Source organism: Mesorhizobium dulcispinae (genome assembly GCF_033977345.1).
GTDB lineage: Bacteria > Pseudomonadota > Alphaproteobacteria > Rhizobiales > Rhizobiaceae > Mesorhizobium > Mesorhizobium dulcispinae.
Map to the genome: position 1 here is coordinate 586,599 of NZ_JAVIIY010000001.1, position 19,021 is coordinate 605,619.

Annotated in this window: 21 protein-coding genes; 14 read left to right on the forward strand and 7 right to left on the reverse strand. The window is 64.4% G+C overall.

What is annotated here, in order from left to right:
• The first annotated feature begins 177 nt into the window (after positions 1 to 177).
• The 7 genes from RFN30_RS02630 (at position 178) to recO (ending at position 5,426) form a co-directional block, all read left to right on the forward strand.
• The gene (locus RFN30_RS02630) at positions 178 to 765 is read left to right on the forward strand and encodes a DUF2062 domain-containing protein (protein WP_320260571.1); all 588 of its coding nucleotides are present in this window, start codon (positions 178 to 180) and stop codon (positions 763 to 765) included.
• A complete protein-coding gene (acpS, locus tag RFN30_RS02635) occupies positions 762 to 1,175 on the forward strand; it encodes a holo-ACP synthase (RefSeq protein WP_320260572.1) in 414 nt (137 codons plus the stop codon). Before RFN30_RS02630 ends, acpS begins: the two co-directional genes overlap by 4 nt.
• Positions 1,176 to 1,255: 80 nt before the next feature.
• Positions 1,256 to 2,005 carry a signal peptidase I gene (lepB, locus tag RFN30_RS02640; protein ID WP_320260573.1) on the forward strand — a complete coding sequence of 250 codons (750 nt, stop codon included), beginning with the start codon at positions 1,256 to 1,258 and terminating at the stop codon, positions 2,003 to 2,005.
• Positions 2,006 to 2,009: 4 nt separating this feature from the next.
• The gene (rnc, locus tag RFN30_RS02645; protein ID WP_320260574.1) at positions 2,010 to 2,726 is read left to right on the forward strand and encodes a ribonuclease III; all 717 of its coding nucleotides are present in this window, start codon (positions 2,010 to 2,012) and stop codon (positions 2,724 to 2,726) included.
• The gene (gene era / locus RFN30_RS02650) at positions 2,711 to 3,643 is read left to right on the forward strand and encodes a GTPase Era (protein ID WP_430698528.1); all 933 of its coding nucleotides are present in this window, start codon (positions 2,711 to 2,713) and stop codon (positions 3,641 to 3,643) included. The genes rnc and era overlap by 16 nt, the downstream gene beginning before the upstream one ends.
• Before the next feature lie 44 nt (positions 3,644 to 3,687).
• A complete protein-coding gene (locus RFN30_RS02655) occupies positions 3,688 to 4,581 on the forward strand; it encodes an aminoglycoside phosphotransferase family protein (RefSeq protein ID WP_320260576.1) in 894 nt (297 codons plus the stop codon).
• 92 nt (positions 4,582 to 4,673) lie between these two features.
• On the forward strand, positions 4,674 to 5,426 hold the full coding sequence (gene recO / locus RFN30_RS02660; protein WP_320260577.1) for a DNA repair protein RecO: 753 nt from the start codon (positions 4,674 to 4,676) through the stop codon (positions 5,424 to 5,426).
• Positions 5,427 to 5,435: 9 nt separating this feature from the next.
• Here the strand turns inward: recO and RFN30_RS02665 are convergent, their stop codons facing one another.
• Together RFN30_RS02665 and RFN30_RS02670 are read right to left on the reverse strand one after the other, a co-directional pair.
• On the reverse strand, positions 5,436 to 5,900 hold the full coding sequence (locus RFN30_RS02665) for an NUDIX hydrolase (protein ID WP_320260578.1): 465 nt from the start codon (positions 5,898 to 5,900) through the stop codon (positions 5,436 to 5,438).
• Between the two features lie 83 nt (positions 5,901 to 5,983).
• Positions 5,984 to 6,148, reverse strand: coding sequence for a hypothetical protein (locus tag RFN30_RS02670; RefSeq protein ID WP_320260579.1), 165 nt, complete (start codon positions 6,146 to 6,148; stop codon positions 5,984 to 5,986).
• Positions 6,149 to 6,244: 96 nt separating this feature from the next.
• On the opposite strand from RFN30_RS02670, the gene RFN30_RS02675 reads away from it, so the two are divergent.
• A complete protein-coding gene (locus tag RFN30_RS02675) occupies positions 6,245 to 8,977 on the forward strand; it encodes a DUF2339 domain-containing protein (RefSeq protein ID WP_320260580.1) in 2,733 nt (910 codons plus the stop codon).
• A gap of 7 nt (positions 8,978 to 8,984) precedes the next feature.
• On the opposite strand, the gene RFN30_RS02680 is transcribed toward RFN30_RS02675, so the two are convergent.
• Both RFN30_RS02680 and RFN30_RS02685 read right to left on the reverse strand, forming a co-directional pair.
• A complete protein-coding gene (locus RFN30_RS02680; RefSeq protein WP_320260581.1) occupies positions 8,985 to 9,380 on the reverse strand; it encodes a hypothetical protein in 396 nt (131 codons plus the stop codon).
• On the reverse strand, positions 9,373 to 9,624 hold the full coding sequence (locus tag RFN30_RS02685) for a type II toxin-antitoxin system prevent-host-death family antitoxin (RefSeq protein WP_320260582.1): 252 nt from the start codon (positions 9,622 to 9,624) through the stop codon (positions 9,373 to 9,375). Before RFN30_RS02685 ends, RFN30_RS02680 begins: the two co-directional genes overlap by 8 nt.
• Before the next feature lie 212 nt (positions 9,625 to 9,836).
• Between RFN30_RS02685 and RFN30_RS02690 the strand changes: the two genes are divergently transcribed.
• From RFN30_RS02690 to RFN30_RS02710, 5 genes are all read left to right on the forward strand, one after another.
• Positions 9,837 to 10,355, forward strand: a complete 519-nt coding sequence (locus RFN30_RS02690) for an RNA polymerase sigma factor (protein WP_126085039.1) — start codon at positions 9,837 to 9,839, stop codon at positions 10,353 to 10,355.
• Positions 10,352 to 11,146: an anti-sigma factor family protein gene (locus tag RFN30_RS02695; protein WP_320260583.1), complete on the forward strand. Its 795-nt coding sequence runs from the start codon at positions 10,352 to 10,354 to the stop codon at positions 11,144 to 11,146. The genes RFN30_RS02690 and RFN30_RS02695 overlap by 4 nt, the downstream gene beginning before the upstream one ends.
• A gap of 209 nt (positions 11,147 to 11,355) precedes the next feature.
• Positions 11,356 to 12,453, forward strand: a complete 1,098-nt coding sequence (locus tag RFN30_RS02700; protein WP_320260584.1) for a peptidase C39 family protein — start codon at positions 11,356 to 11,358, stop codon at positions 12,451 to 12,453.
• Positions 12,454 to 12,457: 4 nt separating this feature from the next.
• Positions 12,458 to 13,912 carry a RimK family ATP-grasp domain-containing protein gene (locus tag RFN30_RS02705; protein WP_320260585.1) on the forward strand — a complete coding sequence of 485 codons (1,455 nt, stop codon included), beginning with the start codon at positions 12,458 to 12,460 and terminating at the stop codon, positions 13,910 to 13,912.
• Between the two features lie 113 nt (positions 13,913 to 14,025).
• Positions 14,026 to 14,310, forward strand: a complete 285-nt coding sequence (locus RFN30_RS02710; RefSeq protein ID WP_320260586.1) for a DUF3303 domain-containing protein — start codon at positions 14,026 to 14,028, stop codon at positions 14,308 to 14,310.
• An 88-nt stretch (positions 14,311 to 14,398) separates the two neighbouring features.
• On the opposite strand, the gene RFN30_RS02715 is transcribed toward RFN30_RS02710, so the two are convergent.
• Together RFN30_RS02715 and RFN30_RS02720 are read right to left on the reverse strand one after the other, a co-directional pair.
• Positions 14,399 to 14,809, reverse strand: a complete 411-nt coding sequence (locus RFN30_RS02715; protein WP_320260587.1) for a RidA family protein — start codon at positions 14,807 to 14,809, stop codon at positions 14,399 to 14,401.
• 57 nt (positions 14,810 to 14,866) lie between these two features.
• On the reverse strand, positions 14,867 to 15,814 hold the full coding sequence (locus tag RFN30_RS02720; RefSeq protein ID WP_320260588.1) for a LysR substrate-binding domain-containing protein: 948 nt from the start codon (positions 15,812 to 15,814) through the stop codon (positions 14,867 to 14,869).
• Between the two features lie 112 nt (positions 15,815 to 15,926).
• On the opposite strand from RFN30_RS02720, the gene RFN30_RS02725 reads away from it, so the two are divergent.
• Positions 15,927 to 16,817, forward strand: a complete 891-nt coding sequence (locus tag RFN30_RS02725; protein WP_320260958.1) for a fatty acid desaturase family protein — start codon at positions 15,927 to 15,929, stop codon at positions 16,815 to 16,817.
• Between the two features lie 13 nt (positions 16,818 to 16,830).
• Here the strand turns inward: RFN30_RS02725 and RFN30_RS02730 are convergent, their stop codons facing one another.
• Positions 16,831 to 18,969: a putative bifunctional diguanylate cyclase/phosphodiesterase gene (locus RFN30_RS02730; protein ID WP_320260589.1), complete on the reverse strand. Its 2,139-nt coding sequence runs from the start codon at positions 18,967 to 18,969 to the stop codon at positions 16,831 to 16,833.
• Positions 18,970 to 19,021: the final 52 nt, after the last annotated feature.

A 19,021-nucleotide genomic window follows, 5' to 3' on the forward strand; every position in this document is an offset into this window, starting at 1 on the left:
CCAGAATGGCGCTCTTGTTACCTCTGCGGCAGACCATCGCGGCGTCGTTTCGTTGTTCCGTGGCCTGGCAATCGCTATATCAAAGTTTTGTTGCCTTCCTGCGCCCTCGGAGCGCAAGATATGTTGGCGCTACCCGGATGGCAGGGGAGCGCGTGTTGGACCGGGAACTGAAACAGAGTGCTTTTTCGACGCCGAGAGCCTGATGGCCTCCTGGAGCGGGTGCGTACTTACCTGTGGCCGCGCCGCTCCTTTTCGCGCTCCGTTCAGTATTTCTCCAAGCGCATTCTGCGGCTGAAAGCGACGCCTCATTCCGTCGCCGCCGGCGTCGCGGCGGGCGTTTTCGCGTCCTTCTTCCCGCTCGGCTTCCACTTCGTCATTGCCGCCGTCATCTGCTGGGTCATCGCCGGCAATCTTGTGGCCGCGGCACTCGGCGCGGTGTTCTTCGGCAATCCTTTGACCTTCCCGCTGCTCTGGGGCGCGTCCTGGGAAACCGGAAAGCTCATCCTGCATGAGCGGCTGCCCAAGCACGGACCGCCCGAGCATCTCGGCGAAATGATGCACACACTTTCCTTCGCCAAGTTGTGGCATCCGATCCTGGAGCCCATGCTTCTCGGCGCGGTGCCGCTCGGCCTGATCTTCGGGCTCATCTTCTATGGCGTCACGCGCTGGGGCATGACCGTTTTCCGCGAGCAGCGGCAGCGGCGCATGGCCGAGCGGGCCAAGAAGAAGCCCCCGCATGGCGGACGGGAAGTCCCCGCGGAATGATCATCGGCATCGGCAGCGACCTGATCGACATCAGACGCATCGAGAAGTCGCTGGAACGGCATGGCCAGCGCTTTATCCAGCGCATCTACACCGAGGTCGAGCAGGCGAAGTCGGAGAAGCGGGCGGCCCGCGCCGCTTCCTACGCCAAGCGCTTCGCCGCCAAGGAGGCCTGCGCCAAGGCGCTGGGCACCGGCATGGCCGAGGGCGTGTTCTGGCGCGACATGGGCGTGGTCAATCTGCCTAGCGGCGCGCCCACCATGGCGCTCACCGGCGGCGCTGCCGTCAGGCTGGAAAAAATCCTGCCCAAGGGCCACCGTGCGCTGATCCACCTCACCATCACCGACGATTTTCCGCTTGCTCAAGCCTTTGTGATCATCGAGGCAGTGCCCGCCGAACAAGCGCCACATTGATTCCATCTGACCACGGGCGGCATGACGTTGCCCAGCGCGCGCCGAGACTCTATACCAACCAACGCACAATCGAGGACGACATGAGCGTGGCTGAAAAATCGCAGAAGAAATCCGGCGGGCTTGGCGAAACCTTCTCCGTCATCATCCAGGCTCTGCTGCTCGCGCTCGTGATCCGCACGCTGCTGTTCCAGCCCTTCTCCATCCCGTCCGGCTCGATGCGGCCGACGCTGCTCGAAGGCGACTATCTGTTCGTCACCAAATGGGCCTATGGCTATTCGCGCTACTCGCTGCCGTTCGGACCCAACATCTTCTCCGGCCGCATCTGGGGCTCGGAGCCCAAGCGTGGTGACGTGGTGGTGTTCAAGTTCCCGCCGGATCCGTCCGTCGACTACATCAAGCGCGTCGTCGGCCTGCCCGGCGACAAGATCCAGGTCAAGGACGGCCAGCTCTCGATCAACGGCACCCCCGTGCCGCGCGAAAAGGTCGGCCAGATCGACAATCCCGATATCACTGAGGTCGACCGTCCCGTCGATGTCTATCGCGAGACGCTGCCCAACGGCGTCACCTATGACACGCTCGACCTGACGCCCAATTCGATCGGCGACAACACGCGCGAGTTCGACGTGCCGCCCGGTCACTATTTCATGATGGGCGACAACCGCGACAACTCCTCCGACAGCCGCTTCACCGTCGGTTTCGTGCCGGCCGAGAACCTCGTCGGCCGTGCCAACGTCATCTTCTTCTCGATCGCCGATGGCGCAAGCCCATTGGAAATCTGGAAGTGGCCGTCGCTGATGCGCGCCGGGCGCCTGTTCCATCTCGTCCACTAAGGTCATGGCGGCCACCAAGCGTTTGACCGCCGATGCCCTTGCCGAAGCGCTTGTCGAGCGCACCGGCCACGTCTTCGCCGACCGCCAGCGTCTGCAACGCGCGCTGACCCATGCCAGCGCGCGTTCGACCCATGCCGGCGTCGACTACGAACGCTTCGAATTCCTGGGCGACCGCGTTCTCGGCCTCGTCGTGGCCGACATGTTGCTCGCCGCCTTTCCCGAGGCCGCCGAGGGCGAGCTCTCGCTGCGCCTCAACGCGCTGGTCAACGCCGAAGCGCTCTCCGAGATCGCCGAGGAGATCGGCCTGCCGGAGCTGGTCCGCGCCGGCTCCGACGTGCGCAACCTCGAGGGCCGCAAGCGAACCAACCTGCGCGCCGACGCGCTGGAATCGCTGATTGCTGTGCTTTACCTGGATGGCGGCCTTGAGACTGCCCGCGCGTTCATCCATCGCTACTGGCAGCCGCGCTCGCAGGCGATAGGCGCCGCTCGCCGCGACGCCAAGACCGAATTGCAGGAATGGGCGCACCAAGCGGCGTCGGGCGCCGTCCCGGCCTACCGGGTCGACGGTCGTGAAGGCCCCGACCACGATCCGCTGTTCACCGTCAGCGTCAAGGTCGGCCCCTTTGCGCCGGCGATCGGCAGCGGCCGTTCCAAGCGCGAGGCGGAGCAGGCGGCCGCGGCAGCGCTGCTGCTGCGCGAAGGCGTATGGAGCGCTGCATGATCGGCACCGAAACTCCTGAAGCACCCGCCACGCGCTCCGGCTTCGTCGCGCTGATCGGCGCGCCCAATGCCGGCAAGTCGACGCTGGTCAACCAGCTGGTCGGCGCCAAGGTCTCGATCGTCACCCACAAGGTGCAGACGACGCGCGCGATCGTGCGCGGCATCGCCACGCATGAGAACGCGCAGATCGTCTTCGTCGACACGCCGGGCATCTTCAAGCCGAAGCGGCGTCTCGACACGGCGATGGTCACCACCGCCTGGGGCGGCGCCAAGGACGCCGATGTCGTGGTGCTTTTGATCGATGCCGAACGCGGCATCAGGGGCGATGCCGACGCCATCCTCGACCGGCTGAAGGACGTTCAGCAGCCGATGCTGCTCGTCCTCAACAAGGTCGACCGCGTCAAGCCGGAGACGCTTCTTGCGCTGGCCGCGGCAGCGAACGAACGCGTGCCGTTCAAGCGTACCTTCATGGTTTCGGCGCTGACCGGCTCCGGCTGCAAGGATTTGCTCGACTATCTCGCCGGGACGCTTCCCGTTGGTCCCTGGTACTATCCGGAGGACCAGATCTCCGACCTGCCGATGCGCCAGCTCGCGGCCGAGATCACCCGCGAAAAGCTTTATCTGAGACTGCATCAGGAGCTTCCCTATTCCTCGCATATCGAGACCGAGAAATGGGAAGAGAAGAAGGACGGCTCGGTGCGCATCGAGCAGGTCATCTATGTCGAGCGCGACAGCCAGAAGAAGATCGTGCTTGGCCACAAGGGCGAGACGATCCGCGCCATCGGCCAGGCCGCGCGCACCGAGATCGCCGAAATCCTCGAGCAGAAAGTGCACCTCTTCCTGTTCGTGAAGGTGCGCGAGAATTGGGGCGACGACCCCGAGCGCTATCGCGAGATGGGACTGGAGTTTCCCCATTGACGCATGTCGGTTAGGAATGCCGCCCGGCAGTTTCGAGACCCGACATGCATAGTCCAAAGATAGACATCGACACCGATCTCGTGCGCCGGCTGGTCGACTCGCAATTTCCGCAATGGCGGCATCTTCCGGTGAACCCGGTCGCGTTCGGCGGCTGGGACAACCGCACCTTCCATCTCGGCGATGAAATGACGGTCAGGCTGCCGAGTGCGGCTCCCTATTCGCTGCAGGTCGAGAAGGAGCATCGTTGGCTGCCGAAGCTCGCGCCGCTTCTGCCGCTGCCGATCCCGGTGCCGCTCACCATGGGCAAGCCGGCGGATGGTTATCCGTGGCACTGGTCCGTCTACCGCTGGATCGACGGCGAGACGGCGAAGACCGCACGCATCGCCGATCTCAGCGCGTTCGCGACGACGCTCGCCGATTTCCTGATCGCGCTGAAGCGGATCGATCCGGCCGGCGGACCGTGGCCGGGCCAGCATAATTTTTATCGCGGCGGTCCGCTGACCGTCTATGACGACGAGGCGAGGCGGGCCATCGCCACGCTCGAAGGCGAGATCGATACGCAGGCCGCCACCGCTGTCTGGGAAGCAGCCCTTGCCGCCGATTGGCGCGGTCCGCCGGTCTGGTTCCACGGCGATGTCGCCTCAGGCAACCTGCTGGTCGAAGACGGTCGCTTGATCGCTGTGATCGACTTCGGCACCTCTGGTGTCGGCGATCCGTCCTGCGACTTGGCGATCGCCTGGACCTTCTTCGAGGGCGAAAGCCGGCAAGCGTTTCGCGACCGCATCGCCGTCGACGACGCGACCTGGGCGCGCGGCCGCGGCTGGACCTTGTGGAAGGCGCTGATCACCGTTGCCGGACACGATGCCAACCAGGCCGAGGTCGAAAGGCAGCGCCTGGTGATCGACGAGGTGCTTGCCGACCACCAACGCTGCGCGTGATGCAGCGACATTCCTTGGCTGATGTCAGCACATATCGCGGGCCAGATACCAAAATCTTGATTTCGCCGCGCAACAGGTGAAAAGCTCCGCCCATGGAATGGCGCGACGAGGGAATTATTCTCGGCACACGCAGGCATGGCGAAACCAGCGCCATCCTCGAGGTGATGACGCGCGCGCATGGCCGTCATCTGGGCCTTGTGCGCGGCGGCCGCTCGCGCAAGCAGCAGCCGGTGCTGCAGCCCGGCAATCGCGTCGACCTTCTGTGGCGGGCGCGGCTCGACGAGCATCTCGGCGTCTTCCAGGCCGAGGCGATCGAGATGAACGCCGCCCGGCTGATGGACAGCGCCGTCGCCGTCTACGGGCTGCAGACCATGGCCGCGCATCTCAGGCTTCTGCCCGAGCGCGATGCCCATGGCGGCCTCTACGAGGCTCTTGCCGTGATGATCTCCCATCTCGACGATGCCGATGCCGCGGGCGAGCTGGTGGCGCGCTTCGAACTGCTGATCCTCGATGAGCTCGGCTTCGGCCTCGATCTCAGCCAATGCGCCGCGACCGGCACGCGGCAGGACCTCGCCTATGTCTCGCCGAAATCCGGACGCGCGGTCTCGCGCGCCGCGGGCGAGCCCTGGCGCGACAAGATGCTGGCGCTGCCTGCCTTCCTGCAGCGCGGCTCCGGCCTGCGCGCCGATCAAGCGGCGCTGGAGGACGCCTTCCGGCTGACCGGCTTCTTCTTCACCCGCCATGTCTATGAGCCGCGCGGCCTGGAGCCGCCCGACGCCCGTGCCGGCTTCCTCGCCGCACTGCGCCGGCATCAGGCGGCGGCGAAGGCGATAGCCGGCGGATAGGGCGAGCAGCTAATCGGCGCCCCGCCGTCCCAGAAAATCGTCGAGGATTGCGCGCTGGCCCTTCAGGATCTTGAGCCCGGCTTCGGGAAGCGAGAACCAGCCGGCTTTGTCTACTTCGGGAAATTCCCTTATGGCGCCCGATCTCGGCGGCCATTCCATGGTGAATGTGTTGCTCCTGACGGCATCTACATCGATGTCCTTTTCGACGCTCCAGGCGATCACGACCTTGCCGCCCGACTGCTTGTAGCTGCCGACGGGCTGGAAATCACCGTTGATGGCGATGCCGAGTTCTTCCTCGGCCTCGCGGCGGGCGGCCTGAAGCTCATCTTCCTTGTCGCCGATCAGCCCCTTCGGGATCGACCAGGCGCCTTCGTCCTTCCTTGCCCAGAACGGTCCGCCGGGGTGGACCAGCAGAAATTCGAACACACCGGCGGTTCGCCTGTAGATCAGCAGGCCTGCGCTTCGTTGCGGCATCGATTATCCTCTTGGCTGTTCCAGCGTGTAAGAATAGCACGAGTATTTCGCGGCCGGCGGCAGGTAGTTTCTCGGCCCGAGTCTCAGCCGTTTGGACGTATCGCCATTGGATAAAGCCTCAAGTTGCTGGTGTTGAAGCGGTTCAGCGTCTGGCAGAAATCGCTGAACCGCTCCAACTCTTTTTTACGCAATTCCGGGCGGAAAACCGCTACACACTTTTCCTGGAATTGCTCCAGGCGCCGAAACATGCTCGACCTTGCAGGCCGGCAAGGCGCTGATTTCGATAGCCGTCTCATTGCCGCATTTGTCGGCCACGACTGGCACGGTTTTGAGGGGAAACCGCCATGTTTTTCAGCCTGATTGCCATTGCCGCCGTCATCGCTTTATTCGTCATCATTTCACGCCAGCAAACCCGCATCGGCCTGATCGAGCGCGAGCTTGGCGCCCTGCGCAGCCTGGTCCTTTCGGGTGTTCCGCAGCCCACGCCCAAGACGGGCGAGGCGACGGAAGGCGCGCCAGCCGAGGCGCCGGTCGCAGCGGTCACGTTTGCCGCGCCGCCGGCAACTGAAGCCGCCCCGGACGAAGCCGCTGCCACGACGCCCGATGCTCCAAGAGCCGAGGCACCGGCCCAAGCGGGCGGGGGGACTCCGTCCGAACCCGCGGAGCCGGCACAATCGGCGCAACCTGCCGCGCCGGCCGAAGCGGCTGCGCCTGCAATGGCCGCGCGCGATGTCGAGACGGCGCTGGGCACGCGCTGGGCGGTCTGGGTCGGCGGCGTCGCGCTGGCGCTGGGTGGCCTGTTCCTGATCCGCTACACGATCGAGGCCGGCATCTTCGGCCCCGGCGTGCGCCTCGCCATGGCCGGCATTCTCGGCCTGGTTCTGGTCGGCGGCGCCGAGTTCATCCGCCGCACTGGCTTCAGGGTGCCGGTGCAAGGTGCGGCTGGCGCCTATATCCCGTCGATCCTGACAGCGGCCGGCGCCTTCATCCTGTTCGGCACCGTCTATGCCGCGCACGGCATCTATGGCTTCATCGGTCCGGCGCTCGCCTTCACGCTGCTCGGCGCCATCGGCGTCGCGGCCATCGCCGCCTCGCTGGTCCACGGCCTGGCGCTGGCCGGCATCGGCCTCGTCGGCGCCATGGTCACGCCGGCGCTCGTCGCTTCGCAAGCGCCCAATCCTTGGGCGCTGTTCGTCTATCTGGCGATCGTGCTTGCCGCCACTGCCGCGATAGCCCGCATCCGCGACTGGAAGGCGCTTGTCGCGGCGGCCTTCGCCGGCACCGGCATCTGGACCATCCTCTACATGACCGATGCGCCGGAGGTGAACCTTGCCGCGGTGCTGTTCATCAGCCTGGCGACGCTCGCCGTCCTCACCTTCGTCTGGCTTAGTCGGCGTGATGAAGTGGAGCCGGGCTTCGACTGGCCTTCGATCGCGCCCGGCTTCTTCGTTGCGCTGACCGCGCTCGGGCTGTCGGTCGATCCGGTGTTTGCCAAGGCGGGCGATGCCCTGCATGGCGCGGTGCTGCTTGCAGCCCTTGTGGCGGCGGCGCTCTACCGGCCGCGCGCGCTGCCGCTGGTCTTCGCCGCCGGCCTGGCGACGGTGCTGATCTATCTCGGCATCATCCCGCCCGCCACCATCGGCGCCGATGCGCTGGATGTCGGCCTGGGCGCGGAACCGCTGGCGACGTCCGACACGCTGACCTTCCGCATCGGCGTCGCGCTCGGCGTTATCTTCATCGCCGCCGGCTTCTGGGCCGCGCGCCGCTTCGCGGCCGCGGCACACGTTCGTGCTGCGTCCTGGGCGGCATGGGGCGTGATTGCGCCGCTGGTCGTGCTTACGGCGCTCTGGCTGACCTTCGGTGATATCGATCACGATCTCGGCTACGCGTTGCCGGCCCTGCTGCTGGCGCTCCTTTTCTCCGCCGGTGGCGAGTGGATCGCTCGTGGCGAGGAACCGCCACTCAGTGGCGGTCCGGCGGTGTCCTTCGCGCTCGCCGGCGCCGGCGTTTCCGGGCTGCTGATGCTGCACATGGCCTTCGGGTCCGGCTGGACGACGGTGCTGCTTGGCGCCGCCGCTGTCGTGCCGGCGCTTGCCACACGCTGGCGCTCCTATCCGGTGCTGGGCTGGCTCGCGGTGGGCGCGGCGGTTGCCGTGCTCGTGCGCGTCGCCTTCGATCCGACCATCGTCGGTGCGGCGGCGCTGTCGAGAACGCCGGTCTTCAACTGGCTGCTGCCCGGCTATGGCGTGCCGGCGCTCGCCTTCGGCTTCGCCGCCTGGCAGCTCGCGCGCACCACCAACGGCCGGCCGCGGCTTGCCATGGAGGCGGCCTCGGCGCTGTTCGCACTGCTTGCCGTTGCGATGCTGGTGCGCCACGCCATGCATGGCGGCGTCATCGACACCGGCCCCGTCACCCTTGCCGAACAGGCGATCTACACGCTGATCGCGCTCGGCGCCGGCGCCATCCTCGTCGCCATCGATCTGCGCTCGCCGAGCTCGGTGCTGCGCTATGGCTCGATGGCCGCCGGCGTGATCTCCGCCGGCTTGATCGTCATCCAGCATTTCGCGGTGCTGAACCCGCTGGTGACGGATGAATCGACCGGCACCATTCCGTTCTTCAACCTGTTGTTCCTCGCCTATCTGCTGCCGGCTGTCGCCGCCGGTGCGCTGGCGCTTTATGTCCGCGACAAGCGCCCGCGGTGGTATGCGGCGATGCTGGCGCTGGTCGCGTCGCTGCTCGCCTTCGCCTATGCGACGCTGTCGGTCCGGCGCCTGTTCAAGGGCGAGTTCATCGGCCTGTGGAGCGGGCTCGGCCAGCTCGAGACCTACACTTATTCGGCGCTCTGGCTGGTCATCGGCGTGGCGCTGCTCACCGCCGGCGTCTGGCTGCGGTCGCAGGTGCTGCGCATCGCCTCGGCCGTGCTGATCGCGGTGGCGGTGCTGAAAGTCTTCCTCTTCGACATGTCGGAGCTGGAAGGCGTACTGCGCGCCTTGTCCTTCATCGGCTTGGGCGCAGTGCTGATCGGCATCGGGCTGTTTTACCAGCGGCTGCTGACCAGGGCGGCGAGAGAGAGGTGACAACCCGCTATCTTCGGACTACGCCGCGCAGGCGGCGCTGTCCGGCAGCCTCCTTGATGAGACCCGCAATCTTGCGAACAAATGCCGGGCTGAAAGAACCGATCGGCTTCGTCGTGACGAGATCGTAAGCTTCGTCCATCCGTACGCGATTATATTCGTCGAGGATCAACCATGACGGAAAGTCGAGGCCACCCCTGCGGCACTCGATCTCACTGATAGCAATATGGGTTCGCGACCGATCTGGCCTCTGCGAGGTGAGCGGAAATAGGAACAACGCGGCCGGCGTAGTTGGCGTTCTGACCACGATACAGACGGGTCGTGCTTTGCGGCCGGATTCTTCGCCAACGTCAGCCTGACGCGCCCATAGATAATAGTATCGAAGCAGATCGCCGGGCTTAAGCATCCGGCTTTTCGCCGGTTATGATGGACTCCAAACCCGACATAAGTTCGTCGTGGACCTCATCCGGCGCATCTTCGAGCGTGTAGGCGACGGCACGAGGCGAGGCGACGAGTTGCCGGTATTGCTTGGCTGACAGTATGACCAGCTTCTCCTTGCCGCGTTTTGTGAGGGCGACAGGCTCGATCATCGCCGTTTCCAGGATTTCGCCGGACGCGCGGTTCATATCTGAAAAGGTGAATTGCTTCATCAGTCACCTCATACGTAGTTTACGTATTATACGTATCGTGCGTAACTATGTTATTCAAGGCCCTTGCCTTTGAATTGGGAATAAACAGCCATCCGCCGGCGTTGTTAAGGTGCTTGGGTACCGGAGCGGGTGGTCCGCTTCGCGCTGGCTGCTTGCGCCGCGCCGGGAAGGCGCGTTCAATCGGATGGAAAACGACCTCGAAACAAGCGGTCATGGACGACAAGAAGGCAGCGATCCTGAGCGAGATACCGCGTCTGCGGCGCTATGCGCGTTCGCTGCTGCGCGACCGCGATTCCGCCGACGATCTCGTCCAGGACTGCCTGGAGCGGGCGCTTGTGCGGCTCGACAACTGGCAGACTGGAGAAAGCCCCAGGAGGTGGCTGTTTACGATCATGCATCACTTGTTCATCGACCAGATGCGGAAGGTGAACCGGCGCGGTGAGGCGGCGATGCTGCCTCTCGAAGCCGGCGAAGCCCAGTCCGCGCCCGCCGATCAGGTCGAGACCGTCGCCTCGCGCGAGATCATGGACGCGCTGCAGGCGATCAGCCCCGATCGCCGCGCGGCGTTGGTCATGGTCGCCATTGAAGGCTTTTCCTATGCCGAGGCCGCCAATATTCTCGGCGTGCCGGCCGGCACGCTGATGTCGCGCATAGCGCGCGGCCGCGAGGAACTGCGCGGCCTGCTGGACGACTCCTCGCGCCGCCGCTCTATAAGGATAGTCGAGCGATGACCCGGCGCGATTTCACTGAACGCGATATCCACATGGCCCTCGATGGCGAGCTGCCGGGCGAGGAGCGCATGGCCTATGACGCCTGGCTCGAGGCCAATCCCGAGATGAAGGCGAAGAGCGCCCGCTATATCGCCGACCACGCGGCGCTCCGCGCCGCCTTGGCCGGCGTGATGGACGAACCCGTGCCGGCAAGGCTGAGGCAGGCGGTGTTTGGCGAAGCGCCGGCGCGGGGGCCCGCCTGGCGTTCGCGCTGGTGGCTCTCGGCGGCCGCCGCCGTCGTGCTGATGGTTGGCGGCATCAGTGGCTATGTCGCCGGCATCGACGGCATCGGCCGAAGCGACAACAGCGACGACCAGCTCGTCGAGCAGGCAATCGCCGCCCATGTCATCTACGCCGCCGAGAAGCGTCATGCGGTCGAGGTGCCGGCAAGCGACAAGGACCATCTGCAGACCTGGCTGTCCAACCGGGTTGGGCTGAAGCTGGTGGCGCCCGATCTCGTGGCCCAGGGCTTCGAGCTCGTCGGTGGGCGGCTGCTGCCTTCCGGCGAGCACGGCAAAGCCGCGATGTTGCTTTACGAGGACGCCAAGGGCGAGCGCATCTCGCTCTTCGTCACCGCCGAATCGTCCGAGGCCGCCAAGGGCACTTACTCGGCGGAAGCGGACGGACCCCAGGCAGTCTATTGGCTGGATAAAGGCTATGGCTGCGCCGTCGTCGGCTCGCTGCCGCGCGAGCGCCTGTCGGACGTCGCCAAGAGCGCCTATGGCCAGCTTCTCGCCGGCATTTCGAGCTGAACCCGGCTGCGTTTTTGCGCAGCCGGAGGCCGTCCGAACAGCGATCCTGTTCAAACAATTCGCGCTTCCTTACCACCGCGGAACCTGTCACAATTCGGCCCTAATCAAGGAGCGATAGCGCTTGATGAATACCGGCGCTTCGGCCGGGTGTCGCTTGTTGACCGGGGCCGTTTTTCCTTAAATCCAATCGAGGTTCTCCCAAAGCCCGCATGCCTGCCGAGATCCGCAAGGCCCGCGCGTCAGACGTCGATGACCTCGCCGCCATCGAGAAGGCTGTTTTCTCAAGCGACCGCTTGTCGCGTCGCTCCTTTCGCCAGTTGATCGAGCGCGAGACCGCCGAGATGCTGGTGGCCGAGAATGACGGCCATGTCGCCGGCTACGCGGTGGTGCTGTTTCGCAAGGGCAGCGGCGTGGCCCGGCTCTATTCCATCGCCGTCGGTCCTTTCTTCGGCCGCCTCGGCATCGGCCGCCAACTGCTGGCCGCGGCCGAGGAGGCGGCTTACGAGCACGATCGCATGATGCTGCGGCTCGAGGTGCGCGAGGACAATCAGCGCGCCATCGGCATCTACGAGCAGGCAGGCTACCGAAAAATCGGCCGCGAGCCGGGCTATTACGAGGACGGTGCCACGGCGCTGCGTTACGAAAAGACGCTGCGCGGCGATGTCCCGACCAGCACCAAAGTGCCGTTCTACCAGCAGACCTGCGAGTTCACTTGCGGCCCGTGCTGCCTGATGATGGCGATGGCCAATTTCGACCGCGGCTTCGTGCCCGATCCGGTCATGGAGATCCGCCTGTGGCGTGAGGCGACCACCGTCTTCATGATGTCGGGACCGGGCGGCTGCGAGCCTTTCGGCTTGGCGGTTGCCGGCTATGAAAGCGGGCTAGCTGCCGAGATCTTCGTCTCCTTCCACGGCGCGCTCTTCCTGCAGTCGGTGCGCAGCGAGGACAAGCGCCGGGTGATGGAGCTCGCCCAGGTCGACTTCCGTCGCCGCGCGGAACTTTACGGCATCCCGGTCAATTATCGTCCGTTCGGCATCGACGATATCCGCTCGGCCCTTGGCGAGGGCAAGCTGGTGCTGGTGCTGATCAGCGGCTTCCTGATGTTCGGCAAGAAGGTGCCGCATTGGGTGCTCGCCATCGGCGATGACGGCGACCATATCCTTATCCACGATCCCTGGGTCGAGGACGAAAGGCAGGAAACGATCCTCGACGCCGCCAACATTCCAGTGCCCTATGGCATCTTCATGAACATGGCGCAGTTCGGCCGCGACGGGTTGCGCGCCGCCATCACTCTGGGAAAACGCTGAAACAATGACCTGGGTCATCCTTACAGGCAGGCAGAACGATCTCGACCAGGTGGCGACGCCGCACAAGATCATCACCAACCGCGACTATCTCGCGCATCCGGCGCTGTTTCGCGGCCAGCGGCCGAAGGTGATCAACCTGTCGAACAATTACGGCTACCAGAGCCGCGGCTATTACGCCTCGCTGCTCGCCGGCTCGCGTGGCCACAAGGTGATCCCGACCGTCGAGACCATGATCGATCTCTCGGAGCGCAAGCTCTACGAGCACGCGCTGCCGGAACTCGAGCTGGCGCTGAACAAATGCCGCAAGGATCTCGGCGGCACCTTTCCGTCCAAGGTCGCGGTCTTCTTCGGCATCGGACCGTCGAAAGTGTGGGATCGCTTCACCAAGCTGCTGTTCGACTGGTTCCGCGCGCCGGCGCTGGAGGTCCATATCAAGGACAGCGCCGAATGGGCCTCGATCCGCAAGATCGGCTTCCTGCCGCTCGCCCGCATGACCGACGAAGAGGAAGCCTTCTTCCTGCAGTGCCTGGAGACCTACACCAACCGCGAATGGCGCGACACCAAGGGCCGCACGCCGTCGCGCTATACGTTTGCGACGCTGGTCGATCCGCATGAGGAACTGCCGCCGTCGGAAATTTCCTCGCTGCGCTACTGGGCGCGGATCGCCGAGAAGATGGGCGTCGAGGTCGAGCCGATCACCAGGAAGGACCTGGCCAAGCTCGCCAACTACGACGCGCTGTTCATCCGCGAGACCACCTCCATCTCCAACCACACCTACCGCTTCGCGCGCCGCGCCCAGCAGGAAGGCATGCCGGTGATCGACGATCCGCTGTCGATGATCCGCTGCACCAACAAGGTCTATCTCAACGAGCTGATGACCTACAACAAGGTGCCGGTGCCGCCGACGGTGATGATTGCCGGCACCTCCGATCTGGAGCTCGCGGCTCAGACCTTGGGCTTCCCGCTGGTGCTGAAGATCCCGGACTCATCCTTCTCGCGCGGCGTCAAGAAATGCGAGAATCTGGCTGAGCTGACCAAGCTCGCGACAGAGTGGCTGGAGGACTCCGATCTGCTGATCGCGCAGAAATTCATCCCCACCGAATATGACTGGCGCGTCGGCGTGCTTGGTGGCCAGCCGCTGTTTGCCGTGCACTATCTGATGGCGAAGAAGCACTGGCAGATCGTCAACCACAAGGCCAACGGCAAGCCCGATCAGGGCGGGATAAAAACCTTCACGCTGAAGCAGACGCCGCCGCATGTCGTTGAGACGGCGGTCAAGGCGGCAAAATGCATCGGCGACGGGCTCTACGGCGTCGATCTCAAGGAGACCAAGGACGGCGTCTTCGTCATCGAGGTCAACGACAACCCCAATCTCGATCACGGCTGGGAGGATTCCGGCGAGAAGGACGAGCTCTGGGTACGGCTGACGCAATGGTTCCTGGAGCGCCTGGAACGATAGAAGCATGTCTCCCGAAAGTGGGAACCGGTTTCGGGATAAAGACATGCGTAAAATCAAAAACCTAAAGCGCATGGAGCGAATCTGAAGGATTGCGACGCGCTTTAGAAGCTCGAATGGGGGCAAAGGTGCTGTTTTTCGTGATCGAGGATTTTAGCGGCTGCGACCGCAAGGACATCTACCGCCGCTTCCGCGACAAGGGCCGGCTGAAGCCCGACGAGCTTACCGTGCACCACAGCTGGATCGCCGGCGACATGAGCCGCTGCTTCCTGCTGGTCGAGGCCGATGACGTCACGCTGCTGCAGCGCTGGGTCGTCGAATGGGCCGACCTGGTGGAGTTCGAGATCGTCCCGGTGGCAACCAGCAAGGACATGGTCGCGGCGTTGGCCGGGCACCTTTGAAAAATTCAGGAAGCGAAAGGAGATTAGCGCACTGCCACCGTGGTTCGCTTAGCGCGCCGTCACCGTATAGCTTTTCGATGATCGGCAGCTAGCTTCTGATGGCCTCGTCAATGACCGCTATCGCGTCCACCTCTATGAGATAGCCCGGGGACATTATCGCTACCCCGACCACCACATTCGCTGGTTTGTGATCTCCAAACAGCGAAATCTGCGCTTCTTCGATGATCGGAACGTGTTCATCGCGCTTATAATCGACAATGTAGATTGTGATCTTGCAAACGTGCTCAGGCCGTGCACCTGCCGCACTGAGCGCTCGGCCGAGATTGCCGAATGCCAGGCGCGCTTGCGCCGCAAAATCACCATGCCCGACGAGCTTGCCGTGTATGTCTTCGGGCTGCTGACCTGAGACGAATACCAGCTTGGATCCCGTCGCGACGACAACCTGCGTGTACATCTCTGGAACTGGCAAATCATCCGGGTTGATGAGTTCGAGCGACATAAAAATCTCCTGCTTCGTTCAACTGAAATCGACATTGGCGATCACCGCGCGGAAAAATCAAATCGGTGACGGTGCACTTTTTGCAGCCGTACTGCGTGTGAGCGCCGGAGATTTGACCGCGCGCACGCATTCCCTGATCAGCCATTCGCGGAACGCCGCCACGACATCGCGTCTCGCGCTGCGTTCCGGAATGGTCAGGCAGTAGGACTGGCGCAGTGTGATCGCCCGTCCCACGGGTCGCACCAGCCTGCCGTCTTCCAGCGCCGGGGCACAATAGATGCCTTGTGCCAGCGCCACGCCTAGCCCTGAAATAGCCAGGTCGAGTGCTGCCCGCGACGAGTTGGCGGAAAGGCCGCGCTGGGCCAACCGCCCTGGCTCGATGCCGGCCGCCTCGAACCAGTTGCGCCAGGACGGAAAGGCAGCACCCGTCGGTCCCCAGTCGGTGTGGATCAGCGGCAGGCCGGCGAGGCTTTCGGACCTGATTGCGCCGGCAAGGCCCGGCGCGCAGACGGGATAGACGGCGTCCCTAACGATCTCCTCGGTCGGGTGCTCGCGATAGTGCGGGCCGTAGGAAAGCCGGATGTCGATCAGCTCACGGTCGAACGGCACCGGGTCGTCCTCGCCCCTGAGCGAGATATCCGCGGCGCCGTGGCTGGCGACAAAGCCGGCGAGGCGTTCGGAAAGCCAGCCCAACGCCATGGAAGGCGGCACCGAGATGACGAGCCTTGGCCGGAACGCATCGCCGCCGACATCGCGCGCCACGCTGCCGATTTCCTGGAAGGCCATGGTGAGCCTGGGCAGCATCTCGACGCCGGCCTCGGTGAGCACGACGCGGCGGTTTGCGCGATGGAACAGCTTGCGGCCCACCTGCTCCTCGACGGTGCGGATGAGCTGGCTGACGGCCGCCGCCGAGACCGACAGCTCTTCCGCCGCCGCGGCGAAGCTGCCCGTGCGCGCCGCCGCCTCGAAGGCTTGCAGTCCTCTCAGCGATGGAAGTGCGACCATGGCGATCCGAAAGATAAGGTGAGCTTATCTATTTTGCAGAATTCCTCGTTTTTCGAAAGGTTTCTTTCTGCGGTACGGTAGCGTCATGAATGCCATCGACCGCACCGAAACCATTGACCACCGGGACGTCATCGCCTCGCTGAGCAATGAGGAGCGCAGCAGGCTGACCGGCAAGTCGGACTGGCCGGGTCTCCTCCAGTTCGCCCTCCATCTCGGCGCCATCGTCGTCCTCGGCGCGCTGATCGTGGCCAAGGTGTCGTTCTGGCCGGTTCTGATGCTGCCGCAGGGCATCCTGATCGTGTTCCTGTTCACGCTGCTGCACGAGACCGTGCACAGGACGGCGTTCGAGACGCAGTGGCTGAACGATGCCGTCGCGCGCCTCTGCAGCCTGGCGATCGCGCTGCCCGCCGACTGGTTCCGCTACTTTCATTTCGCCCATCACCGCTTCACCCAGGATCCCGAGAACGATCCGGAATTGGCCTTCCCGAAGCCGGAGACCTTGCGGCAATATTTCGTCCATGTCTCGGGCCTGCCGGTGTGGTGGGGGCATTTCAAGACGCTCTACACCAATGCCAACGGCCGCTGCCGCGACAGCTATGTGCCGCCGAAGGGTCTGCCGAAAGTGCAGGCCGAGGCGCGGGCGATGATCGCATTCTATGTCGTGGTCCTCGCGCTTGCCGTCTGGTTCAAGGCAAGCGTGCTGCTTTATGTCTGGATCGTGCCGGCGCTGCTCGGGCAGCCCTTCCTCAGGCTCTATCTGCTGGCCGAGCATGGCCGCTGCCCCTTCGTCGCCAACATGCTCGAAAACACCAGGACGACGCTGACCAACTGGTTCGTCCGCAAGCTCGCCTGGAACATGCCTTACCATGCCGAGCACCACGCCTATCCCGGCGTGCCGTTCCATCAATTGCCGGCATTCCATCGGCTGATCGCGCGGCATCTCGAGGTGGTCGAGTCCGGCTATGTCAGCTTCCACGAGAAATACATCGAGACGCTGCGCTGACGGTTGCTTGGCGTCAGCCGGATCGGCGGAGCTTTTCCTGCAAGCGCAGCAGCCGGCTCATCTCGGTTGCCTTGGCCGGCACGCCGATCAGAAAACCTTGCGCCTCGCCGCAGCCGGCCTTGCGCAGCATGTCGAGCTGCGCTTCGGTCTCGACGCCTTCGGCGGTGACGGTGATGCCGAGCTCGGTCCCAAGCCCGATCACGGTGCGCACGATCGCCGCCGTGTCGCGATTGTCGAGATCGTGGATGAAGGAGCGGTCGATCTTGATCTTGTCGACCGGGAAGCGCCGCAGATAGCCGAGCGAGGAATAGCCGGTGCCGAAATCGTCGAGCGCGATGCGAACGCCGAGCCCGCGCAGTTGCCCGAGTGTCCTCAGCACCGTTTCGCTCTCGTCCATCATCACCGTCTCGGTGATTTCGAGTTCCAGCCGGCCGGCTGCCAGGCCGGAAAAGGCGAGCGCCGCAATCACGCTGCGGGCGAAGCCGCCGCTCTTGATCTGGGCCGCCGAGACATTGACCGCCATGCGCATGTCCTGCGGCCAGCCCGCCGCCACGCCGCAGGCCTTGCGCAGCGCCCAGTCGCCCAACTGCACGATCAGGCCGGTTTCCTCGGCCGCCGCGATGAAGTCTTGCGGCGGCACCAGCCCGCGCGACGGCGAGCGCCAGCGCATCAGCGCCTCGGCACCGACGATGTCGCCGGACGCGATGTCGAGGATCGGCTGGTAGTCCAGCTCGAATTCGCGCCTCGGGAGTGCGGCTTCGAGATCGGCTTCGAGCGCCAGGCGTTCCCGGACCATGGCGTCCATGCCCGGCTCGAAGAAACGGTAGATGTTGCGACCCTCGCTCTTGCCCCGGTAGAGCGCCATATCGGCATTGGTGAGCAGCGTGTCGGCATCCTCCCCGTCGGCGGGATAGAGCGCGATGCCGAGGCTGACGCCGACATGCATCTCGCGGCCCTTGTCGCGATAAGGCTTGCCGATCACCTCGACAATGCGTTTTGCCAGCTTTTCGGCATCGGCCCCAGCCTTGATGTTGAATTGGATGATGGCGAATTCGTCGCCGCCGAAACGCGCAACCACGTCCTTGTCGCTGCGCAGGCAACGCCGCAGGCGCTCGGCCACGCATTTCAGCAGCCAGTCGCCTGCCGGGTGCCCGAAGGTATCGTTGACGGCCTTGAAGCGATCGAGGTCGAGCGAGAAGATCGCCAGCGGCGCGATCTTGACCTCGCTCAGCGCCTGGTCGAGCCGCTCGCGGAACATCGAGCGATTGGGCAGGTTGGTCAGCGTGTCGTGATGCGCAAGATGCGTCATGCGCTCCTCGGCGCGGCGGCGCTCGGTGACATCGTCGAAGGTCACCACCCAGCCGCCGCCCATCGGCTGGCGTACGACGAGGAACGTCCTGCCGTCGGATAGATAGCGGTAAGTCGAATGCATCTTCCCCGCCTGCAGGCAGGCTTCGGTCTTGGCGACTTCGCTGGCGACGTCGAGCTTGGTATAGATGCCGAGTTCGAGCAGCCGTTCGAGCGCGTCGCGATGCGTCGTTCCAAACGGGATATCCGCCTCTGAGACGTTGTAGAGTTCCAGAAAACGCTGATTGCGCACGATCATCTTGCCGTCGGCGTCGTACATCAGCAGGCCTTGCGACATGTTGGCCAAAGCGGCGTCGAAGCGGCGGTGCTGCTCCTTCAGCTCCTTCTCGGCGCGACGCTGCACGGTCACGTCCTCGTAGATCGACACCCAGCCGCCGGAGGCGAGCGGCCGGTGCGAGATGACGATGATGCGCCCGTCGGCCAGCGTCTCCTCATAGATCGAGGGGTTGGCGCCGTCGATATAGGGCTTGCGGACGGCGTAGAGTTCCTCGGCGCTTTGCGAGGCGATGCCGATATCGACGCTGTGCTGCAGGATGTCGAAGAAGCGGATGCCCGGCTTCATGACCCTGGCGTCAAGGCGGAAGAGGTCGATGTAGTTGCGGTTGCAGATGATCATGCGCTCGTCGGCATCGAACATGCACAGGCCGTGCGACATGTTCTCGACGGCGGCCGAAAAGCGCTCGTTTTGCGCGCGCAGTTCCTCGGCAATTCGTCGAGCCGGGCCAATACCTGTTGCTTTCCGCTTGGCTGCGGCCGAACCAGCCTTGACATGAGCGACGGGCATGAGCGCGCCTGCTGACCGTGACTGAACACGGTACTGTCGCGGCCTGCGGTTA